The organism is Nocardia violaceofusca NBRC 14427 (assembly GCF_963869435.1).
Lineage (GTDB): Bacteria > Actinomycetota > Actinomycetes > Mycobacteriales > Mycobacteriaceae > Nocardia > Nocardia aobensis.
This window is the reverse complement of sequence record NZ_CAWMPM010000027.1, coordinates 71,900-89,738: the sequence shown is the minus strand read 5'-3', so window position 1 is coordinate 89,738 and position 17,839 is coordinate 71,900. Positions and strand designations below refer to the sequence as shown.

Here is a 17,839-nt window from a genome sequence, read left to right as displayed (position 1 = left end):
TCAGTCTGACGATAAAAACTCCGGCGGTGAATTCCTCAGCTCGCGGCGACGAAAGTGAACGGGCCGAATTCACCGACATGGCCGAGGATCCAGTCCCAATGTGAAACCGGGTCGACCACCACGCCGGCCTGCAACAGTAACCGCCAGCCGAGCTCGTCGTGCTCCCATACGTCACCGTCGGCGTCGACATAGAGACCGCGGGTGACCGGTTCCGGTTCCGTGACGGAATTCTCGCCCGCGTCCCCGAAGGCGCCGAGCGTCCCCTCGTCCGGGCGGTCCGCGTGAATTCCGCCGCCGACCAGGGCACGGTCGGCCAGTTGCGCGACGGCACGGGCCATGGCCACGAATTGACCGGCCGGTACCGCGATCACCTCGTCGGTCCGCATGAACAGTTCTCCCGCCTGATCGTCGTCGTGAAAGAGGGCCACGATGTCCGGCACGGTGGGCCGGGGACGGATCCTGTTCTGACTCATGATTTCTCCTGCCCTGCGCCACCGAATTCCGTTACCGCGTTCTGTGACGTTCGAACCATTCGAAACCTCCCCATCCATCAGGTTTGTGAACGTCAGCCTTGTCCATCCCACTTCTGGTTCACTTCCGGTCGAATCGGGCGAGAAGCAATTGGACCGATATCGAGAGCAATTCCGAAGTTGCGATGAAATATACGAGCCGAGGATGATCATGCGACCGCGAATCCGCAGTTCCGCGAAAAAGTCACAATTGCATTACAGGCCGCTCACCTCGCCACTCAGGATCGAACCACGTGTGTCGCAACCTGGAACAGCCAGAACGTGATGCACAACACACACCGGCCGGTACTACCGCACGGAATGGATATAACGATTTGGCAACCATGAAGCTAACGACAGACAGCGCCCGAAATTTATAGTAGAGATTCTGATTTAAATCAGATGTCCAGCGTTTTGGCCGTCCCGTCGGCGCACGGACGGGGGCGGGCCATGGGGAAGGTGTCCGGGATGTCACGGTGGCAGGGGGCATGGCATGGCTGAACGGCGCATCCATGTCCTCGGGCCGATGCATATCGCACTCGACGGAACTCCGATCCGCCTCGCGGGCCGGCTCACCCGGGCCCTGCTGGCGCGCTTGGTGATCGCGCAGGGCCGGGCGGTGTCCACCGATCGGCTGGTCGACGAGTTGTGGGACGGCGAACCCCCGCCGAAGGCGACTTCGGTGCTGCAGGTGCACGTCCACAACCTGCGGCGAGTGTTCGAACCCGAACGTCCCGCCCGCGCGCCGGCGACGGTGGTGGTGTCGGAGGGCCTCGGTTACGCGCTGCGGTTGCGCGACACCGAAGTCGACGCCTGGCAGTTCGAATCGCTGTTGCACGAATATCTGCAAGTCAGCAGCGGTGCCCATGCCCCCGAGGCGGCCACCCGCACTCGGATGCTGGATACCGCACTGGCCTGTTGGAACGGACGCGCGCTGGAGAGTTTCGCCGATTGTGGCTGGGCGGCGGCCGAGGCGGCGCGGTTGACCGATCTGTATCTGACCGCCGGTGAATTGCGCGCCCAGGCCGCGCTGGAACTCGGCCGCACCACCGAGGTGATCAGCGGCCTGCGGCGCACCGTCGAGGACCGGCCCGACCGCGAGGAGAGCGTGCGACTGCTCGCCCTCGCGCAATATCGGCTGGGGCAGCAGACCGAAGCGCTGGCCACGTTACGGCGCACGGCGGAATTCCTCACCCGGGAAATGGGGCTGGATCCGGGACAACGCATTCAGGAGCTGGAGACCGCCATCCTCAACCAGGCGGTCCCGGTGCTCGACTCCACCGTGCCGACCGCGTCCCTCGCCGTGCGCGCCGACATCGTGCGTGACATCACGCGCTCGTCGGCCGAGCCGGCCGCGACCACGACGGCGCCCGGATATCCGGTGCAGCGCAAGGTCGTGCTGGAAGCCGCCTGCGAGGCCGCCGAACACGGCGCCCGGGTGGTGTGGGTCTGTGGCGGCGCGGGTTTCGGCAAGTCCACTCTCACCGAGACCGTCGCCGCCGAATTGCGCCGCCGCGACTGGGTGGTCGCGACCGGGCGCTGCCCGGAGATCGACGGAGCGCCGCAGGCATGGGTGTGGGCGGAGGTCGCCGCGCGATTCGGCGCCGATCTGACCTCGCGGCCGGTGCTCGGTGGGGCCTTCGAGATCTCGCGGGTGATCGCCGACCGGTGCCGCAAGGCGGTCGCCGACGGTCCGGTCGCGTTGATCCTGGAGGATCTGCACCGGGCCGACGAGGCCACGCTGCAGATCCTGCGCCAAGCCATGGCATGGCTGCACGATCAGCCGCTGCTGGTCATCGCCACTCTGCGCGAGACGGAGGCGCCGCCGCCGGTGCGGGCGGCCGTGGCCGCCCTGGCCGACCCGACCGCCGCGCATATCGAGCTCACCGGCGTCGATCTGGACGGGACCTGCGCCATCGCGCGCGCCGCCGGACTGTCCGGACTCGACACCGATCTGCTGGCGCTGCTGCACGAACGCACCGGTGGAAATCCGCTGTTCCTGCGCGAGCTCACCGCCGCGATGGCGGTGGGCGGCGACGTCCACACGTTGCCGCCGAGCACCCGGGGGGTGATCGAACAACAACTGGCGCGGATGCCGGATCCGGTCCGCGAGGTCCTGGAGTACGCGGCCGTCTGCGGTGAGCGGGTGGAACCGGCGACGCTGGTGGCGTTGACCGGACGCTCCGAGCACGAGATCGTCGACCTCGTCGGCACCGCCGAGGTGGCACGGCTGGTGATCATCGATCCCGCCGGCCGGATCATGTTCGCGCACCCGCTGATTCGTGACACCGTCTACGCGGGGATCGCACAACTGCGGCGGACCCGGATGCATCAGGGTGTGCTGGCACTGCTGGGCGGGTGCCGTCCCGACGACGCCCGGGCCGTGGAGGTGCTGGCCCATCACGCCGTGCGCGCGGCCACGGCGAGTACCGCCGATTCCGCGGTCGACTACATCACGACGGCGGCGCGGCACTGTGTCGAACGCGGGATGCGCGCGGACGCGGCGCCGCTGTGGCGCACGGTGATCGAACTACGGCGCCTGGCCGGGCACGAGGACGACGACGCCCCGGCCGCGGATCGGATCGCCTGTGTGGACGCCTACTGCGAACTGGTCACCGCCTCCGCGTACGCGGGACGGATCGTCGCGGCCCGCGACGCCCGGGAACAGGCGCTGCGGCTGGCCACCGCACTGGGCGACGGGGAGTTGGTGGTGCGCGCGCTGACCAGCTGGCGGGCCCCGGTGGTCTGGGCGATGCGGGACTGGAGATGGACCAATCCGCGGCTGCGGCGCGCACTCGCGGTCGCCTCCGCGCGCGACCAGCCGGTGGCGACGCAGGCACGCCTGCTGATCACGGCGGTCTTCGAAGCCAGCCCCGCCGCGCACCGGCTCGCCCACACCCGCGCCCACGCCGCACTGAAATTGGCGCGCAGCACCGGCAACGCCGAACTGCAGTGCATGGCCTTGAACGCGCTGACCCATCTCGTCTTGGACGGACATTCCGGCGACGGCCTCGGGTACTGGACCGCCGAGCTCGAGCGCATCGCCACCGCAGCCGACCTCCCCCACTATCGTGCCCTCGCACACTATTTGCACTTCCGCACCGCCTGCCGCGACGTCGACCTGATCGAGGCCGGACGGCAGGCCACGCTGGCCCTGGAGTTCGCGGCGACCGCGCAGGTGCGGCCGCTGGCGACGATCTTCGGCTACTTCCGCGCGGCCACCGAGATCCTGCGCGGCGATATCTCCCGCGCCGCGCACTACTTCGACGAAAGCGTATCGGCGGCAAGAGATTCCGGCTTCCCACACGGCGACGAGGCAGCCCTGATCGCGCTGCTTCCGCTCGGCTGGGCGCGCCGCGATCTCTCTCCCGCCGCGGACGCCCTCGCCGATATCGAAGCCGCCCTACCCGGCATGCTCACCCAGATCTACATCGTCGCCCTTCTCGACGCCGGCGCACGCGCCGAGGCCGCCGCCCTGTTCCACCACGGCCCGGAGGTCGACGAGCACTTCTACCCCGTCCTGATGCGAGCCCACCGTGCCCGCGCGGCCATCGCCCTCGGCTCCACCGCCGACTGCGCCGAACTGTACCGCCGGCTCCTCCCCGCCGCCGGCACGGTCGCGGGCCTCGAAACCGGCTTCACCCCACTCGATCCGGTGGACGAGATCCTCGCCGATCTGGCGGCGGCATGCGGAGACGGCGTCACCGCCGCCAAGCACCGCGCCGCCGCCACCCGGCTCCGCGAGCGAATCCGCAAGCAGCTCAGATCAACTCAGCTGACTAACACCGACACCATCGGCCCCGCCGCGAGAGATTTCCCGGCGCCGTTCTGATGCGGCGGCATCGCCGGACAAGCCGAACGCGCTCACCCGGTCGCGCGCTTCTCCTCGCCGCCGGCACCTCGGACCCGAGATTCGGAATCCCGCGTCCGTTTGCCGCGGGCGATTTCGGTGGCGAGGGCGTCGAGAGGGTTCGCCAGGTGGTGCAGGGGGTCGAGCAGGGCGGTGAGCCAGGTTCGGGCGATCTCCACGCCGTCGGGGTCGAGGCGGTAGTACCGGCGGGTGCCTTCGGCGCGGACGGTGACCAAACCGGTGTCGCGCAGGGTCTTCAGGTGTTGCGAGACCGCGGGCTGGGAGATCGGGGTGGCGGCGCGGATCGATTCGACCAGGGCGCCGGCGGAGTGTTCGCCGGCGGCCAGGAGTTCGAGGATGTGACGGCGAACGGGGTCGCCCAGCGCATCGAAGATGCGGGCGGGTGGGGCGGTCATCGAGGTTCCGGAGTGTCCTCTGGTTCGGTGGTGTAGAAGGCGAATGTCTGTTCGGCGGCGGTGCGAGCCGCGGTGGGCTCGTCGCCGTCGGCGATCGCGGCCTCACCCCACGCCGTGGCGGCGGTGCGGATGAATGTACGGCCCTCCGGCGTGGTGTGCAGCGTGAGCGCGACGGTCGGATCGACCGGCTCGCCGCTGTCCAGATGCATCCCCAGGCCGAGGAGGGCGAGGTCCCAGCCGACACCGACCGCACCGGGACCGAATTGCGTCCACATGGCCGGATCGATCGGCGCCTCGTGCTCGAGCTTCAGTTCGGTACCGTCGCCGGCCGGGCCGAGAGTGACCTCCAGCCAGGAGACCTGCGGGCCCATCTCCCAGGTGACGGCGAAGTGTTTCGGCGCGTCACAGCGTTCGACCATGCCGTTGGCGTTGCCCTCGAGCTGGTATCGGCCGCCGACCTCCAGTGAGCCGCTGATCGGCAGGAACCAGCGCGGAATCCGCTCGGGATTGGTCAGCGCGTCCCACAGATCGGCCTGATCGGTGGGGTAGCTGCGGCGGGCGACGGCGATTCGGGTGGTCGCGCCGTCGCGGGAGCCGGTGCGGACCTCGCGGGTGACGAGGCCGGCGAGGGCGGCGGGGTCGGAAAGCAAGGGCATGACATACCTCCTTCTATAAGTTGACACTTATATTAGCAGGCAGCCTTCACCGATGCGAGGAGGACGTGAACGCCGCGGCGTGCCGGGTGCAGGGGGTTCGGAGGGCACGCCGCGGCGCGACGCATTCAGTTGGCTTGCAGACGCATGGCCTCGATCAGCGATTTCGGGCGCATATCGGTCCAGTGCGATTCGACATAGTCGAGGCAGAGCTGACGCAGACAAGGGCCGTGAGCGATCGTCCATCCGCTCGGCACGGCCGCGAACACCGGCCACAACGAGTGCTCGCCTTCATCGTTGGTCAGGACGTAGAACTCGGCGTCGTCATCGTCGAATGGGTTGCTCATTCGAATACCTTTCGTGCGGAACTGTTTCCGGTGCGGCGGTACCGCCACCGCACCGGGGGGTGGTGCGGGCCCGCGATGTTCGAGCCCGCACCGCGATCAAGCGCCCGGTGTCACCGACACCGCCGATCCGGTGGAGAGCAGGTTCGCGAGGGCGGTGAAGATGCTGCCGAGGCCGGAGCTTCCGGTATCCATCAGTCGAAAATCCTTTGCTGGTGCGGGTTTACTTCGGGGTGTAGGCGATGCTGGAACCGGAGCTGAGGAAGCTCAGCACCTGAGTGATGATCGCGGCGTAGTCGACAGTGCCGTCCATACTTTTCTTCCTTCTTCCTTTCACGGTCGCGAACCGCGGTCGCCGGACCGGCGCCCGAGGGCCGCACGGAACCTGATCGGCTCCGGGCTGATGAGGCGACAAGCGATGCGGATCAGTCCGTTTCGCTGTCGTCCGGGTGTTCGCCGACCACCGCGCCGATGCGTCGCAACGATTCCGCGGAAGTCATGCGCCAGTGGGTGGTGGGCAGGTGGTGGCGCCGCACCGTTCCACTGACCGCCGGTATCCACCGTTCGGCGGCCGGCTCGCTCGAGGCGTCGTGGGCGGCGACGAAGTACGTCAGATCACCGCGGTAGATCCGGGGCCGGTAGGAGGCGGCCAGATCGACCGATCCCAGCGCCGCCTCGAGGACGGCGGTGATCCGCTCCCGGCCCAGCGACGCGAACGGTTCGGGCAGCGCGTCCAGGATCGCGGCAGGATCGTCCGGCATGGCGTCGCCGAACTCCTCGAACCGGTCCCCCAGCAGGCCGCCCAGCAGTTCCGCCGTCGCGACCGGCTCGGACTCGTCGGCATCCGGTTCGCCGAACCGGCTGTCCATCACGGCCAGCAGGTCGACCCGCTCACCCTCGTCCTGCAGTTGCACCGCGACGGCATGGGCGAGCACACCGCCGAGCGACCAGCCCAGCAGGTGATAGGGCCCTTCCGGCTGCACCGAGCGGATCGCCTCGACATAACGCCGCGCCCACTGTTCGACGGTGCCGGGCAGGTCCTCTCCGCTCAGCGCGGGCGATTGCAGGCCGTAGAGCGGCCGCTGCACCGAGGCGGCCAAGCCGGCGAACGACCAGGCGACACCACCGACCGGATGCACACAGAACAGCGGCTCGCCGATACCGTTGCGCCGCAACGGAAGCAGCACATCGAAGGCGGCATCGGCATCGATCTCGTCCGCCGCCCGCTCCAGTTCGGCCAGCACTGCCGCGGGCGTCGGCGCGGTGAACAACGTCAGCACCGGCACCTGCCGCCCGAGGGCCGCACTCAGCCGCGCCGCGAGCGTGGTCGCCGAGAGCGACGTGCCGCCGGATTCGAAGAAGTTGTCCTCCAGGCCGATCCGCTCCGCACCCAGCACCTGCGCGAAGGTGGTACAGACCAGTGCCTCGGCCGGGGTCCGCGGAGCGCGAAACTCGCGCACCGCGCGCGGCGGCGCCGGCAGGGCGCGGCGGTCGAGCTTGCCGGACGCGTTCACCGGAAGGTCGTCGAGGACGACCACGGCCGCCGGAACCATATAGCCGGGCAGCCGCCGCGCGAGTTCGGTCCGCAGCCGCTCGGCGTCGACGGGGTGACCGGCCTCGGCGACCACGTAGGCCACCAACTGCTGGTCGGTACCGTCGTCACCGCGCACCAGCGCGACGGCCTGCGCGACCTCGGGCTGCGCGACCAGCGCCGCCTCGATCTCCCCGGGCTCGATGCGCAGCCCGCGCAGCTTCACCTGGAAGTCCGAGCGGCCGCGGTACTCCAGCTCACCGTCGGCGTTCCACACCACCAGATCGCCGGTGCGGTACATGCGTTCCCCGCCCGTGCCCACTGCGCCCATGCCCCCGGACCCGCCCATGAAGGGGTCGGCCACGAACCGGTCCGCGGTCAGATCGGGTCGCGCGAGATAGCCGCGCGCCAGCTGGGTTCCGGCGAGATACAGCTCGCCGGTGACACCCGCGGGCACCGGGCGCAGTCGCGAATCCAGCACGTAGACACGGGTGTTGAAGACCGGCCGGCCGATCGGCACCCCAGCGGTGTCGGCATCGGTGACCTCGTGGTACGTCACGTCCACCGCGGCCTCGGTCGGCCCGTAGAGGTTGTGCAACCGGGCGCCGGTCAGCGTCCGCAACCGCTGCGCCACCGCCGGCGGTAGCGCCTCGCCGGAGGCGAACACGCGCCGCAGCGAGCCACCGGCCCCGGCCGCCGACTCGGCGGCGAACACCGCGAGCATCGACGGTACGAAATGCACGGTGGTGACCGATTCGGCCGCGATCAGGCGGGCCAGGTACGCGGGATCGCGGTGACCCTGCGGTGCGGCCAGCACCAGCCTCGCCCCGATCTGCAACGGCCAGAACAACTCCCACACCGACACGTCGAAGGTGACGGGCGTCTTCTGCAACACCACATCGTCGGTGTCGAGCCGGTATTCCGACTGCATCCACACCAACCGGTTCACGATCGCCCGGTGGCTGACCGCCACACCCTTCGGGCGGCCCGTCGACCCGGAGGTGAAGATCACGTAGGCGATGGTCTCGGGACACAACGGGCGCACCCGGTCCGCATCGGTGACGGCGGCGTCGCCGTATTCGGTGAGGTCCAGCCGATCCATTGCGAGCGCGCCGTCGATCGTCGAATCCGCGAGTGCCAGTGTGCATTCCGGCGCCGCGGTGTCGAGGATGTGCCGAACGCGCTCGTCCGGCTGATCCGGATCGATCGGCACATAGGCGGCGCCGGCCTTGAGTACCGCGTAGACGGCGACCAGCAGTTCGACCGAGCGCGGCAGCGCCACCGCCACCCGCTGCTCCGGGCCGATCCCGCGCCCGATCAGATACCGCGCCAGCCGGTTGCTACGCGCATCGAATTCGGCGTAGGTCAGCACCCGTTGTGCCACAGCACTTCCCGAGCGATCCTCGGCGAGCGCCACCGCCTCCGGATGTGCGGCCACCGCGGACGCGAACCGGGCGGTCAGCGTGTCCGGATGGTCGCTGCCCGAAACCGGCGGCAGCTCCCGCGCGGTGTCGTTGTAGTCGACCAGGATGCGGGTGCGTTCGGCGTCGTCCAGCAGGTCGATATCGCCGATCGTGACCTCCGCGTCGGCGGCGACCCGGTCGATCACCCGCAGGAAGCGCTGCACGAAGTGCTGCACCGTGGCCGCGTCGAACAGGTCGGTGGCGTAGGTGACGGCGGCCGAGATGCCCGCCGGGGCGCCCTGCTCGTCGTAGGTGTCCGTCAGATACCAGTGCAGATCGAATTGCGATGTGCGCGTGTCGATCTCCAGTTCACTGACCGTCACGCCGGGCAGCCGCACCTCGGTCCGATTCAGGTTCTGGAACGACAGACCCACCTGGAACAGCGGATGCCGTGCCGTCGACCGGACCGGATCGAGCAGTTCCACCAGCCGCTCGAACGGCACATCGCTGTTGGCGAAGGCGGCCAGATCCGTCTCGCGCACCTGGTCGAGCAGTTCGGCGAACGATGCCTGCGGCGCGACCCGAGCACGCAGGACCAGGGTGTTGACGAACATGCCGATCAGGTCGTCGAGTTCCGCCTCGCCCCGGCCCGCGATCGGCGCACCGACCGCGACATCCTCGGTGGCGGCGAGCCGGGCCAGCAGGATCGACAGCGCGGCGCGGACCACCATGAACAGGGAGGCGTGCCGGGTCCGTGCCAACCGGTGCAGGGCGGCATGCCGCTCGGCGCCGATCTCGAACGTCAGCGCCCGGCCCCGTAGCGACTGCACCTTCGGGCGCGGCCGGTCCGTGGGCAGTGGCAGCTGTTCGGGCAGATCCGCGAGGGCGGACCGCCAGTGCGCGAGCTGGCCCGCGACCAGCGACCGCGGATCGTCCTCCGCGCCGAGCAGTTCGCGCTGCCACAGTGCGTAATCGGCGTACTGCACCGGCAGCGCGGACCACTGCGGCGCCGCCGCGGCCGTGCGCGCCGCGTAGGCGGTCAGCAGATCCCGGGTCAGCGGCACGGCCGAGGCGCCGTCGGCGCAGATGTGGTGCATCGACAGCACCACGATGTGCTCGGACGTATCCGTGACCCGCAGCAGTGCCGCGCGCACCGGAATGTCACGCGTGACGTCGAAGGGGCACGAAAGTATGTGCGAGACTGCGCTTTCCACCTCGCCGGCGGTCACCGATCCGACCGTGAACCCGGCGTCCGCGTCGGCCAGGATCTGCTGGAACGGTCCGTCGTCGGCCTGCGGGTAGACGGTCCGCAAGACCTCGTGCCGCTCGACCACATCGGCGAAGGCGAGCTCGAGTGCCGCGGCGTCCACCGCACCGGTCAGGCGCACCGCGAACGGTACGTTGTAGGCCGCGGAGGCGGGATCCATGCGGTTGAGCAACCACATCCGCTGCTGGGCCGGCGACAACGGGATCCGGTGCGGCCGGGTCCGGGCGGTGAGCTCGACCCTCGCCGTACCGGCGTGGGCGGCGAGCCGTTCGGCCAGCGCACGCACCGTCGGCGCCTCGAACACCGTGCGGACCGGGATCCGGGTCGCCGACCGGGCGCCCAGGCGCGCGACGACCTGGGTGGCGATGAGCGAGTTGCCGCCGAGTTCGAAGAAGTCGTCGTCGGCGCCGACGCGGGGCACGCCGAGCGCCTCGGCCAGCACCGCGGCGACCAGACGCTGCTGCGGCGTGGCCGGCTCGCGGTACGGCCGTGCCTGGAACTGCGGTTCCGGCAACGCTTTTCGATCCAGTTTGCCCACCGGGGTGAGCGGCACGCGGTCGAGGACGACGACCGCGGCCGGCACCATATGCGACGGCAGACTGCGCGCGGCGTAGGTGGTCAGCTGCTGCGGATCGATCGCACGTCCCGGCACCGCACACACATACGACACCAGCGCGGTGGCACCGGCCGGGGTTTCGCGGCCCAGGGTGACCGCGAAATCGACGTCGTCGTGACCGGTGAGCACCGCGTCGATCTCGCCGAGTTCGATGCGGAAGCCGCGCACCTTGACCTGGAAGTCGGTGCGGCCCAGATATTCCAGCTCCCACTCACCGGTGCCGCCGACGATCCAGCGGACCAGGTCGCCGGTGCGATACATCCGGGTGCCGGGCGCACCCCACGGGCAGGCGACGAAACGGCCGGCGCTCAGCCCTGCCCGGGCGTGGTACCCGCGGGCCAGGGCCTCGCCCACGACGTACAGCTCACCCGCGACACCGGGCGGCACCGGCTGCATGCGCGCGTCGAGCACGAGCGTGGTCGTGCCCGGCACCGGGGTGCCGATGGTGATCGGCACGCCCGCGACCAGAACTGCGTACGCGGAGGAGATGGTGGCCTCGGTCGGGCCGTAGCTGTTGACGAAGCGGCGGCCGGGCTGCCATTTGGCCAGCAGTTCCGGCGTGGTCGCGTCGCCGCCGGCGCCGACGACCTCGAGGTCCGGCAGTCCGGACGGATCCACGGTGGCCAGCATGGCCGGGGTGATCATGGTGTGGGTGACCCGCTCGTCGCGCAGCAGATCCGCGAGTTCCTGTCCGCCCAGCACCGACGGCGGCGCGATGACCAGGGTGGCTCCGCTGCCGAAGGTCAGCAGCCACTCCTCCAGCGACTGATCGAAACTCGGCGAGCAGACGTGCAGGAAGCGGTGCCGCGGTTCCACCCGGCACAGTCGGGTGGCATGGGCGGCCAGATTGGCGACCCGCCGGTGCGTGACCGTCACGCCCTTCGGCAGACCGGTCGAACCCGAGGTGTAGATGGTGTAGGCGGCGTTGTCCGGGCGCAGCGGACGGAGGCGGTCGGCGTCGGTGATGGGATCGGGCGAGCGGCGCGCGCAGGCGGCGGCGGTGGTCTCGTCGTCCAGTGACAACCACGTGGTGGCCGCGGGCAGATCGGCGGCGAATTCCCCTGTGGTGATGCCGATTACGGCGGCGGAGTCGACCACCATGTGCCGCACCCGATCGGGCGGATAGCTCGGATCGACCGGCACGTACGCGCCGCCGGCCTTCGCGACCGCCCAGACCGCGGCGATCATCTCGTAGGAGCGCGGCAGCGCGATCGCCACCGACCGCTCCGGCCCGACCCCCGCGTCGATGAGCACCCGGGCCAGCTGCGAGGACTGCCGGTCCAGCTCCCCGTAGGTCACCGATCGGCCGTCGATGCGCACCGCGACCCGGTCGGCGCCGTGACGCAGGCCGCGCGTGAAGATCTCCGGCAGCAGCCCCTCGGCGAGGACCGGGCCGCCGTCCATCCGGGTGAACTGCTCGTACTCCGCCTCGGACAGCAACGGCAGGCTGCCGACGGTCTGCTCCGGCGCGGCGGCCACGGCCGCGAGCAGTCCGGTGAAGCGCCGGGCGAACGACTCGACCGTGGTGTGGTCGAACAGATCACGCGCGTAGGAGAGGTCGGCGAGCAGACCCTCCCCGGTTTCCTGCACGGTCAGCGACAGATCGAATTGTTCGGCGTCGAAATCGAAATCGACGGCCTCGACCCGCAGACCGGGCAGTGCGACATCGCGCTGCGGCAGGTTCTGGAAGGTCAGCATCACCTGGAACAGCGGATGGCGTGCCGTGGAGCGCTCCGGATTCACCAGCTCCACCAACCGTTCGAACGGCAGATCGGCGTGCCCGAACGCCTGCAGGTCGGTATCGCGTGCGGCGCGGAGCAATTCGGCGAAGCTCACCTCGCCCGGTACCCGGGTGCGCAGCACGAGGGTGTTGACGAACATGCCGACCACATCGTCGAGTTCGGCCTCGCCGCGGCCCGCGATCGGGGTGCCGACGGCGACGTCGTCGGTACCGGCCATCCGTGCCACGAACAGCGCCCACGCGGCGTGCACCACCATGAACAGTGTCGCGTTGTGGGCGCGACCCAGCTCGACCAGATCCGCGCGCAGCTGCCCCGAGAGGGAGAACACCACTCGTCCACCGCGCGCGGACTGCACCGCCGGACGCGGGCGATCGGCGGGCAGATTGACCTCGTCCGGCAGGCCGGCCAGCTGCTCGCGCCAATAGCGGGCCTGCGTCGAGATCAGGCTCCGCGCATCGTCTTCCGAGCCGAGCGCCTGCCGCTGCCAGAGCGCGTAATCCGCATACTGCACCGGCAGCGGGGACCAGTGTGGAGTCTCGCCCGCGCGGCGGGCGGTATAGGCGAGCATCACATCGCGGGTCAGCGGCCGCATGGACCAGCCGTCGGCGGCGATGTGATGCACCACGAACACCAGCACGTGTTCTTCTGCCGAAAGCCGCAGCAGCGCAACGCGAATCGGCACCTCTGCGCTCACGTCGAACCCGGCCGAGGCCAGTTCGGCGATGCACGCCGCGACCTCCTCCGCGCCGACCGGCCGCGGCGTGAGATCCGCGCCCGCCTGCGACGCGGGCAGGATGTGCTGCACGACGCCCTGAGCCGTCTGCGGGTAGACGGTGCGCAACACCTCGTGCCGGCCCAGCACGTCGAGCACCGCCTGTTGCAGTGCGTCGACCCGCAGCTCACCGCGCAGCCGCACGGCGACGGGCACGTTGTAGGCCGCGGATTCGGGTTCGAACTGGTTGAGGAACCACATCCGCTGCTGCGCCAGCGACAGCGGCAGCGCCTCGGGCCGTGGTCCGGCGGTCAGCGCCGTGCGGCCGCCGGAGCCGATGTGGCCGTCCACCCGCACCGCGAGCGCGGCCACCGTCGATGCCTCGAACAGCAGCCGGACCGGAATCCGGGCGTCCAGGGCCGCGCCGAGGCGGGCCGATACCTGGGTGGCCAGCAGCGAATTGCCGCCGAGGGCGAAGAAATCGTCGTCGGCGCCGACTCGAGGCGACCCCAGCACCTCGGCGTAGATGTCGGCGATCGTCTGTTCCACCGGGCCCGCGGGGGCGCGGTAGGCCGTCGCCTCGAAGGCGGGGCGGGGCAGCGCGGCCCGGTCCAGCTTGCCGTTCACGGTGAGCGGCAGCGCATCGAGGACGACGAACGCCTCGGGCACCATGTACGACGGAAGTGTCTGTGCCAGTGCCTTTTTCACGTCGGCGACATCGATATCCCCGGCGGACGGGACGAGGTAGGCGACCAGCCGGTCGGCGGTGCGCGGATCGGAGACCGCCAGCACGGCGACCTGGGCGAGTGCCGGCAGCGCGAGCAGCGCCGCCTCGATTTCCCCGAGTTCGATGCGGAAGCCCCGCACCTTCACCTGGAAATCGGTGCGGCCCCGGTATTCGAGTTCGCCGGCCGCGTTCCACGCCACCACGTCGCCGGTGCGGTACATGCGCGTTCCGGGTTCGAACGGATCGGCCACGAACCGTTCCGCGGTCAGATCTGCGCGGCCGTGATAGCCGCGAGCCAGCTGCGCACCGGCGAGATACAGCTCACCGGGCACGCCCACCGGCACCGGCAGCAGCCGCGAATCCAGCACGTACACCCGGCTGTTGGCCTCCGGACGGCCGATCGGGACCGCCACCGTATCGGTGTCGTCGACCGCGTGGACGGTGATCGAGACCGCGGCCTCGGTCGGGCCGTAGAGGTTGTAGAGCCGGGCGGAACTGTCCCGGCGCACGCGCTGCGCGGTGGTGGCGGGCAGGGCCTCGCCTATGGCGAGCACGCGGCGCAGCGAGGCCGGCAGGCTGCCACCGGAGGCGGTGAGCAGCGCGTCGAGCATCGACGGGACGACATGCAGCGTGGTCACCTGTTCACGCCGCATCAGCTCGTCGAGGTAGGCGGGATCGCGATGGCCGTCCGGTGCGGCGACCACGAGCCGGCCGCCGGAGACGGCGGCGGACCAGAACTCCCAGACCGAGAGGTCGAAGGTGGCGGCGGTCTTCAGCAACACCGCGTCGTCGGCGCGCAGGTCGAATTCCGCTGTCTTCCAACGCAATTGATTGACGATCGCCTCGTGGGAGACGGTGACGCCCTTCGGCCGGCCCGTCGATCCGGAGGTGAAGACGACATAGGCCGGATGCTGCGGCAGCAGCGGAGCACGGCGGTCCCGATCGGTCACCGGCGCGGTGGCCAGATCCGGCACGGCGTCGACGTCCACCACTCGCACCGACTCGTCCCGCAGCGTCGGCGCGATATCCGAGGTGGTCAGCACACACAGCGGTGCGGCGGTCGAGAGGATGTAGCCGACGCGTTCGGCCGGCTGGTCCGGATCGACCGGCACATACGCACCGCCGGCGACGCTGACCGCGTACATGGCGGCGATCAGCTCCCGGGAACGGCGCAGGGCCAGCGCCACGCGCGTCTCCGGTCCGACGCCCAGCGCGATGAGATGCCGGGCGAGCCGATTGACCTGTGCCGACAGCTCGGCATAGGAAACGGGTTCACCGGTGCCGTCGCGATCGATGATCAGCGCCGGTGCCGTACCAGCGGCTGCCACCGTCGCGTTCCACATCTCAGGAAGCGTTGTCGCGCAACCCGGTTCGGCCGTGTCGTTCCAGGTTTGCAGAATCCGCGCGCGTTCCCGCGGTGCGAGCAGATCCACCGAGCCGACGGCCCGGTCCGGATCGGCACACACCGCATCCAGCAGCCGCAGCAGCCGCTCGCCGAAGCCGGCCACGGTGGGGGCGTCGAAGAGCGCGGTGGCGTAGGTGAGGGAGGCGGCCATGCCGAGCGGCGCACCGGACGCGTCGTAGCGGTCGGTAATCACCAGATGCAGGTCGAACTGCGAGACGGCGGTGTCGAAGTCCGCCGCGCTCACCGTCAATCCGTCCAGCGCGAACTCCGCGGCGGCCTGATTGTGGAAGGAGATGCCGACCTGGAACAGCGGATGCCGGGCGGTCGACCGGACCGGGTTCAGCACCTCGACCAACCGCTCGAACGGGATGTCGGCATGGGAGAAGGCGGCCAGATCGCCGTCACGCACACCCGCGAGCAGTGCGGCGAAGCCGGCCCCCGGATCGACCTCGGTGCGCAACACCAGGGTGTTGACGAACATGCCGACCAACTCGTCGAGCGCTCCGTCGCCGCGGCCCGCGATGGGCGTGCCGATCGCGATATCCGTCGAGGCGGCCAGCCGCGCCAGCAAGGTCGCGAAGGCGGCGTGCATCACCATGAACAGCGTCGCGCCGTGGGCGCGGCCGATCTCGATCAGGCGGGTGTGTGCCGCCGCTTCCACGGTGAAGTCCACGGCGGCGCCGGCGGTGGAGACCGTCGCCGGACGCGGCCGATCGGTGGGCAGCGCCAGCTGGTCGGGCAGCCCCGCCAGCGCGCGCGTCCAGTAGCCGATCTGGCGGGCGGCCGGCGAATCCGGATCGTCCTCGGAGCCGAGCACCTCCCGCTGCCAGAGCGCGAAGTCGGCGTACTGGACCGGCAGCGGCGTCCAGCCGGGCGCGGTCCCGGTGCGGCGGGCGGCGTACGCGGTCATCACGTCGCGGGCCAGCGGGACCAGGGAGGAACCGTCGGCGGCGATGTGGTGGACGGCCACGACGAGCACGTACTCGCTGCCCGGTGCGTCGGTGACGGCGAACAGCCGGGCCCGCAGCGGCACCGCGGCCGTCACGTCGAACGGCTCGGTGACGAACTGCGATACCGCGTCGAGCATGTCGGCACCGGGCAGCGGCACCGGCGCCAGCCGCGGCGCCGAGGCGTCGGCGACGGGGAGGATCACCTGCACCGGTCCGGCCTCGGTCTGCGGATACACCGTGCGCAGCACCTCGTGCCGGGCCATCACATCGGCGAACGCGGCGTTCAGCGCGGCCACGTCGAGATCGCCGCTCAGCCGCATGGCCAGCGGGATCGTATACGCGGCGGAGTGTTCGTCCATACGGTTGAGCAGCCACATGCGCTGCTGCGCGAGCGACAGCGGCACCGGCCCGTCGACAGCGCGCGGGGTCAGCGCCACCCGGGCCCGCGCGCCCTCCGGCGCCGCGGCCGCGGACGCCAGCGCGGCCACCGTGGGATGTTCGAAGACGGCGCGCACCGGCACCGCCGTGTCGAACGCCGCGCCGAGCCGCGCGGCCAATCGGGTTGCGGTGAGGGAGTTTCCACCGAGCGCGAAGAAGTCGTCGTCGAGCCCGAGGCGGCGGGATTCGCCGAGGCCGAGCACCCCGGCCACGATCTCGGCGACCGTGGATTCGGCGGCCGTGCGCGGGGCACGGAATTCCGCGACCCGGAAAACCGGCTCCGGCAATGCCTTCCGGTCCAGTTTGCCGGTCGGCGTCAGTGGAATCCGGTCGATGACCATGATCGCGGCCGGAACCATGTACGCGGTGAGGCTGCGGGAGGCATGGGCCACCACGTCGTCCACGTCGACGGTGTGCCCGGGCGCGGGGACCACATAGGCGACCAGCGACGTCTCCCCCGTGGCGTCGAGATGTCCCAGGGTGGCGGCGAATTCGACCGACTCGTGCGCGCCGAGCACCGCGTCGACCTCGCCCAGTTCGATACGCAGACCGCGCACCTTCACCTGGTGATCCGAGCGGCCCACATATTCGACGACGTATTCCTCGCCGCGCGCGACCCAGCGCACCAGATCGCCGGTGCGGTAGAGCCGCTCGCCCGGCGCGCCGTGCGGATCGGGGACGAAACGTTCGGCCGTCAGCGCCGCCCGCGCGTGGTAGCCGCGCGCCAGACCCGGCCCGCGCAGATACAGCTCACCGGTGACGCCGGCCGGTACCGGGCGCAAGCGCCCGTCGAGTACCACCGCCGACATCCCGGCGATCGGAGCACCCATATCCAGCGGGTCACCCGGACGCTTCACCGCGCTCACGGTCGCGAAGACGGTGGTTTCGGTCGGGCCGTAGGTGTTGTGGAATTCGCGGTCCGCGGCCCAGCGGGCCATCAGGTCCGGACCGTAGGCCTCACCACCGACCGTCAGCCGACGCAGCCGCGGCAGCGCGGCGGGGTCGAGGGTCCGCAGTACGGCGGGAGTGATGAAGGCGTGCGACACCCGTTGGGCTGCCAGCAATTCCGTCAATTCGTCGCCACCGTAGACGCCGACCGGCGCGATGACGGCGGTGGCCGAGCCCGCGAAGGCCATCAGCAGTTCCAGCATGGAGGCGTCGAAGCTCGGTGAGGAGGCGTGCAGGACCCGCGCGCCCGAGTCGATCCGATAGTGCCGGCGATGCGCGGCCACGATCGCCCCGATTCCGCCGTGCGTCACCACGACGCCCTTCGGCT

6 protein-coding genes (1 of these 6 only partly in view) are annotated in these 17,839 nt (G+C 70.3%); 1 reads left to right on the top strand and 5 read right to left on the bottom strand.

Features of this window, described 5'->3' with window-relative positions; all coding sequences use genetic code 11:
- Nucleotides 1-35: 35 nt before the first annotated feature.
- Nucleotides 36-473, bottom strand: coding sequence for a hypothetical protein (locus tag AC5592_RS22660; RefSeq protein ID WP_036505726.1), 438 nt, complete (start codon nt 471-473; stop codon nt 36-38).
- A gap of 529 nt (nt 474-1,002) precedes the next feature.
- Here AC5592_RS22660 and AC5592_RS22655 point away from each other — a divergent pair.
- Nucleotides 1,003-4,341, top strand: coding sequence for an ATP-binding protein (locus AC5592_RS22655; RefSeq protein ID WP_063065374.1), 3,339 nt, complete (start codon nt 1,003-1,005; stop codon nt 4,339-4,341).
- 32 nt (nt 4,342-4,373) lie between these two features.
- On the opposite strand, the gene AC5592_RS22650 is transcribed toward AC5592_RS22655, so the two are convergent.
- The 4 genes from AC5592_RS22650 to AC5592_RS22635 all read right to left on the bottom strand — a co-directional run.
- Nucleotides 4,374-4,775, bottom strand: coding sequence for an ArsR/SmtB family transcription factor (locus AC5592_RS22650; protein WP_036505727.1), 402 nt, complete (start codon nt 4,773-4,775; stop codon nt 4,374-4,376).
- Nucleotides 4,772-5,431 carry an SRPBCC family protein gene (locus tag AC5592_RS22645; RefSeq protein WP_063065373.1) on the bottom strand — a complete coding sequence of 220 codons (660 nt, stop codon included), beginning with the start codon at nt 5,429-5,431 and terminating at the stop codon, nt 4,772-4,774. Before AC5592_RS22645 ends, AC5592_RS22650 begins: the two co-directional genes overlap by 4 nt.
- A 125-nt stretch (nt 5,432-5,556) precedes the next feature.
- Entirely contained in the window at nt 5,557-5,775 is a 219-nt protein-coding gene (locus AC5592_RS22640) for an MbtH family protein (RefSeq protein ID WP_030517136.1), read from the bottom strand.
- A gap of 422 nt (nt 5,776-6,197) precedes the next feature.
- On the bottom strand, nt 6,198-17,839 hold the 3' portion of the coding sequence (locus tag AC5592_RS22635) for a non-ribosomal peptide synthetase (RefSeq protein ID WP_063065372.1). The gene runs 20,152 nt beyond the window's last position; the window shows 11,642 of its 31,794 coding nt (coding positions 20,153-31,794); its start codon lies off the right edge, out of view; the stop codon is at nt 6,198-6,200.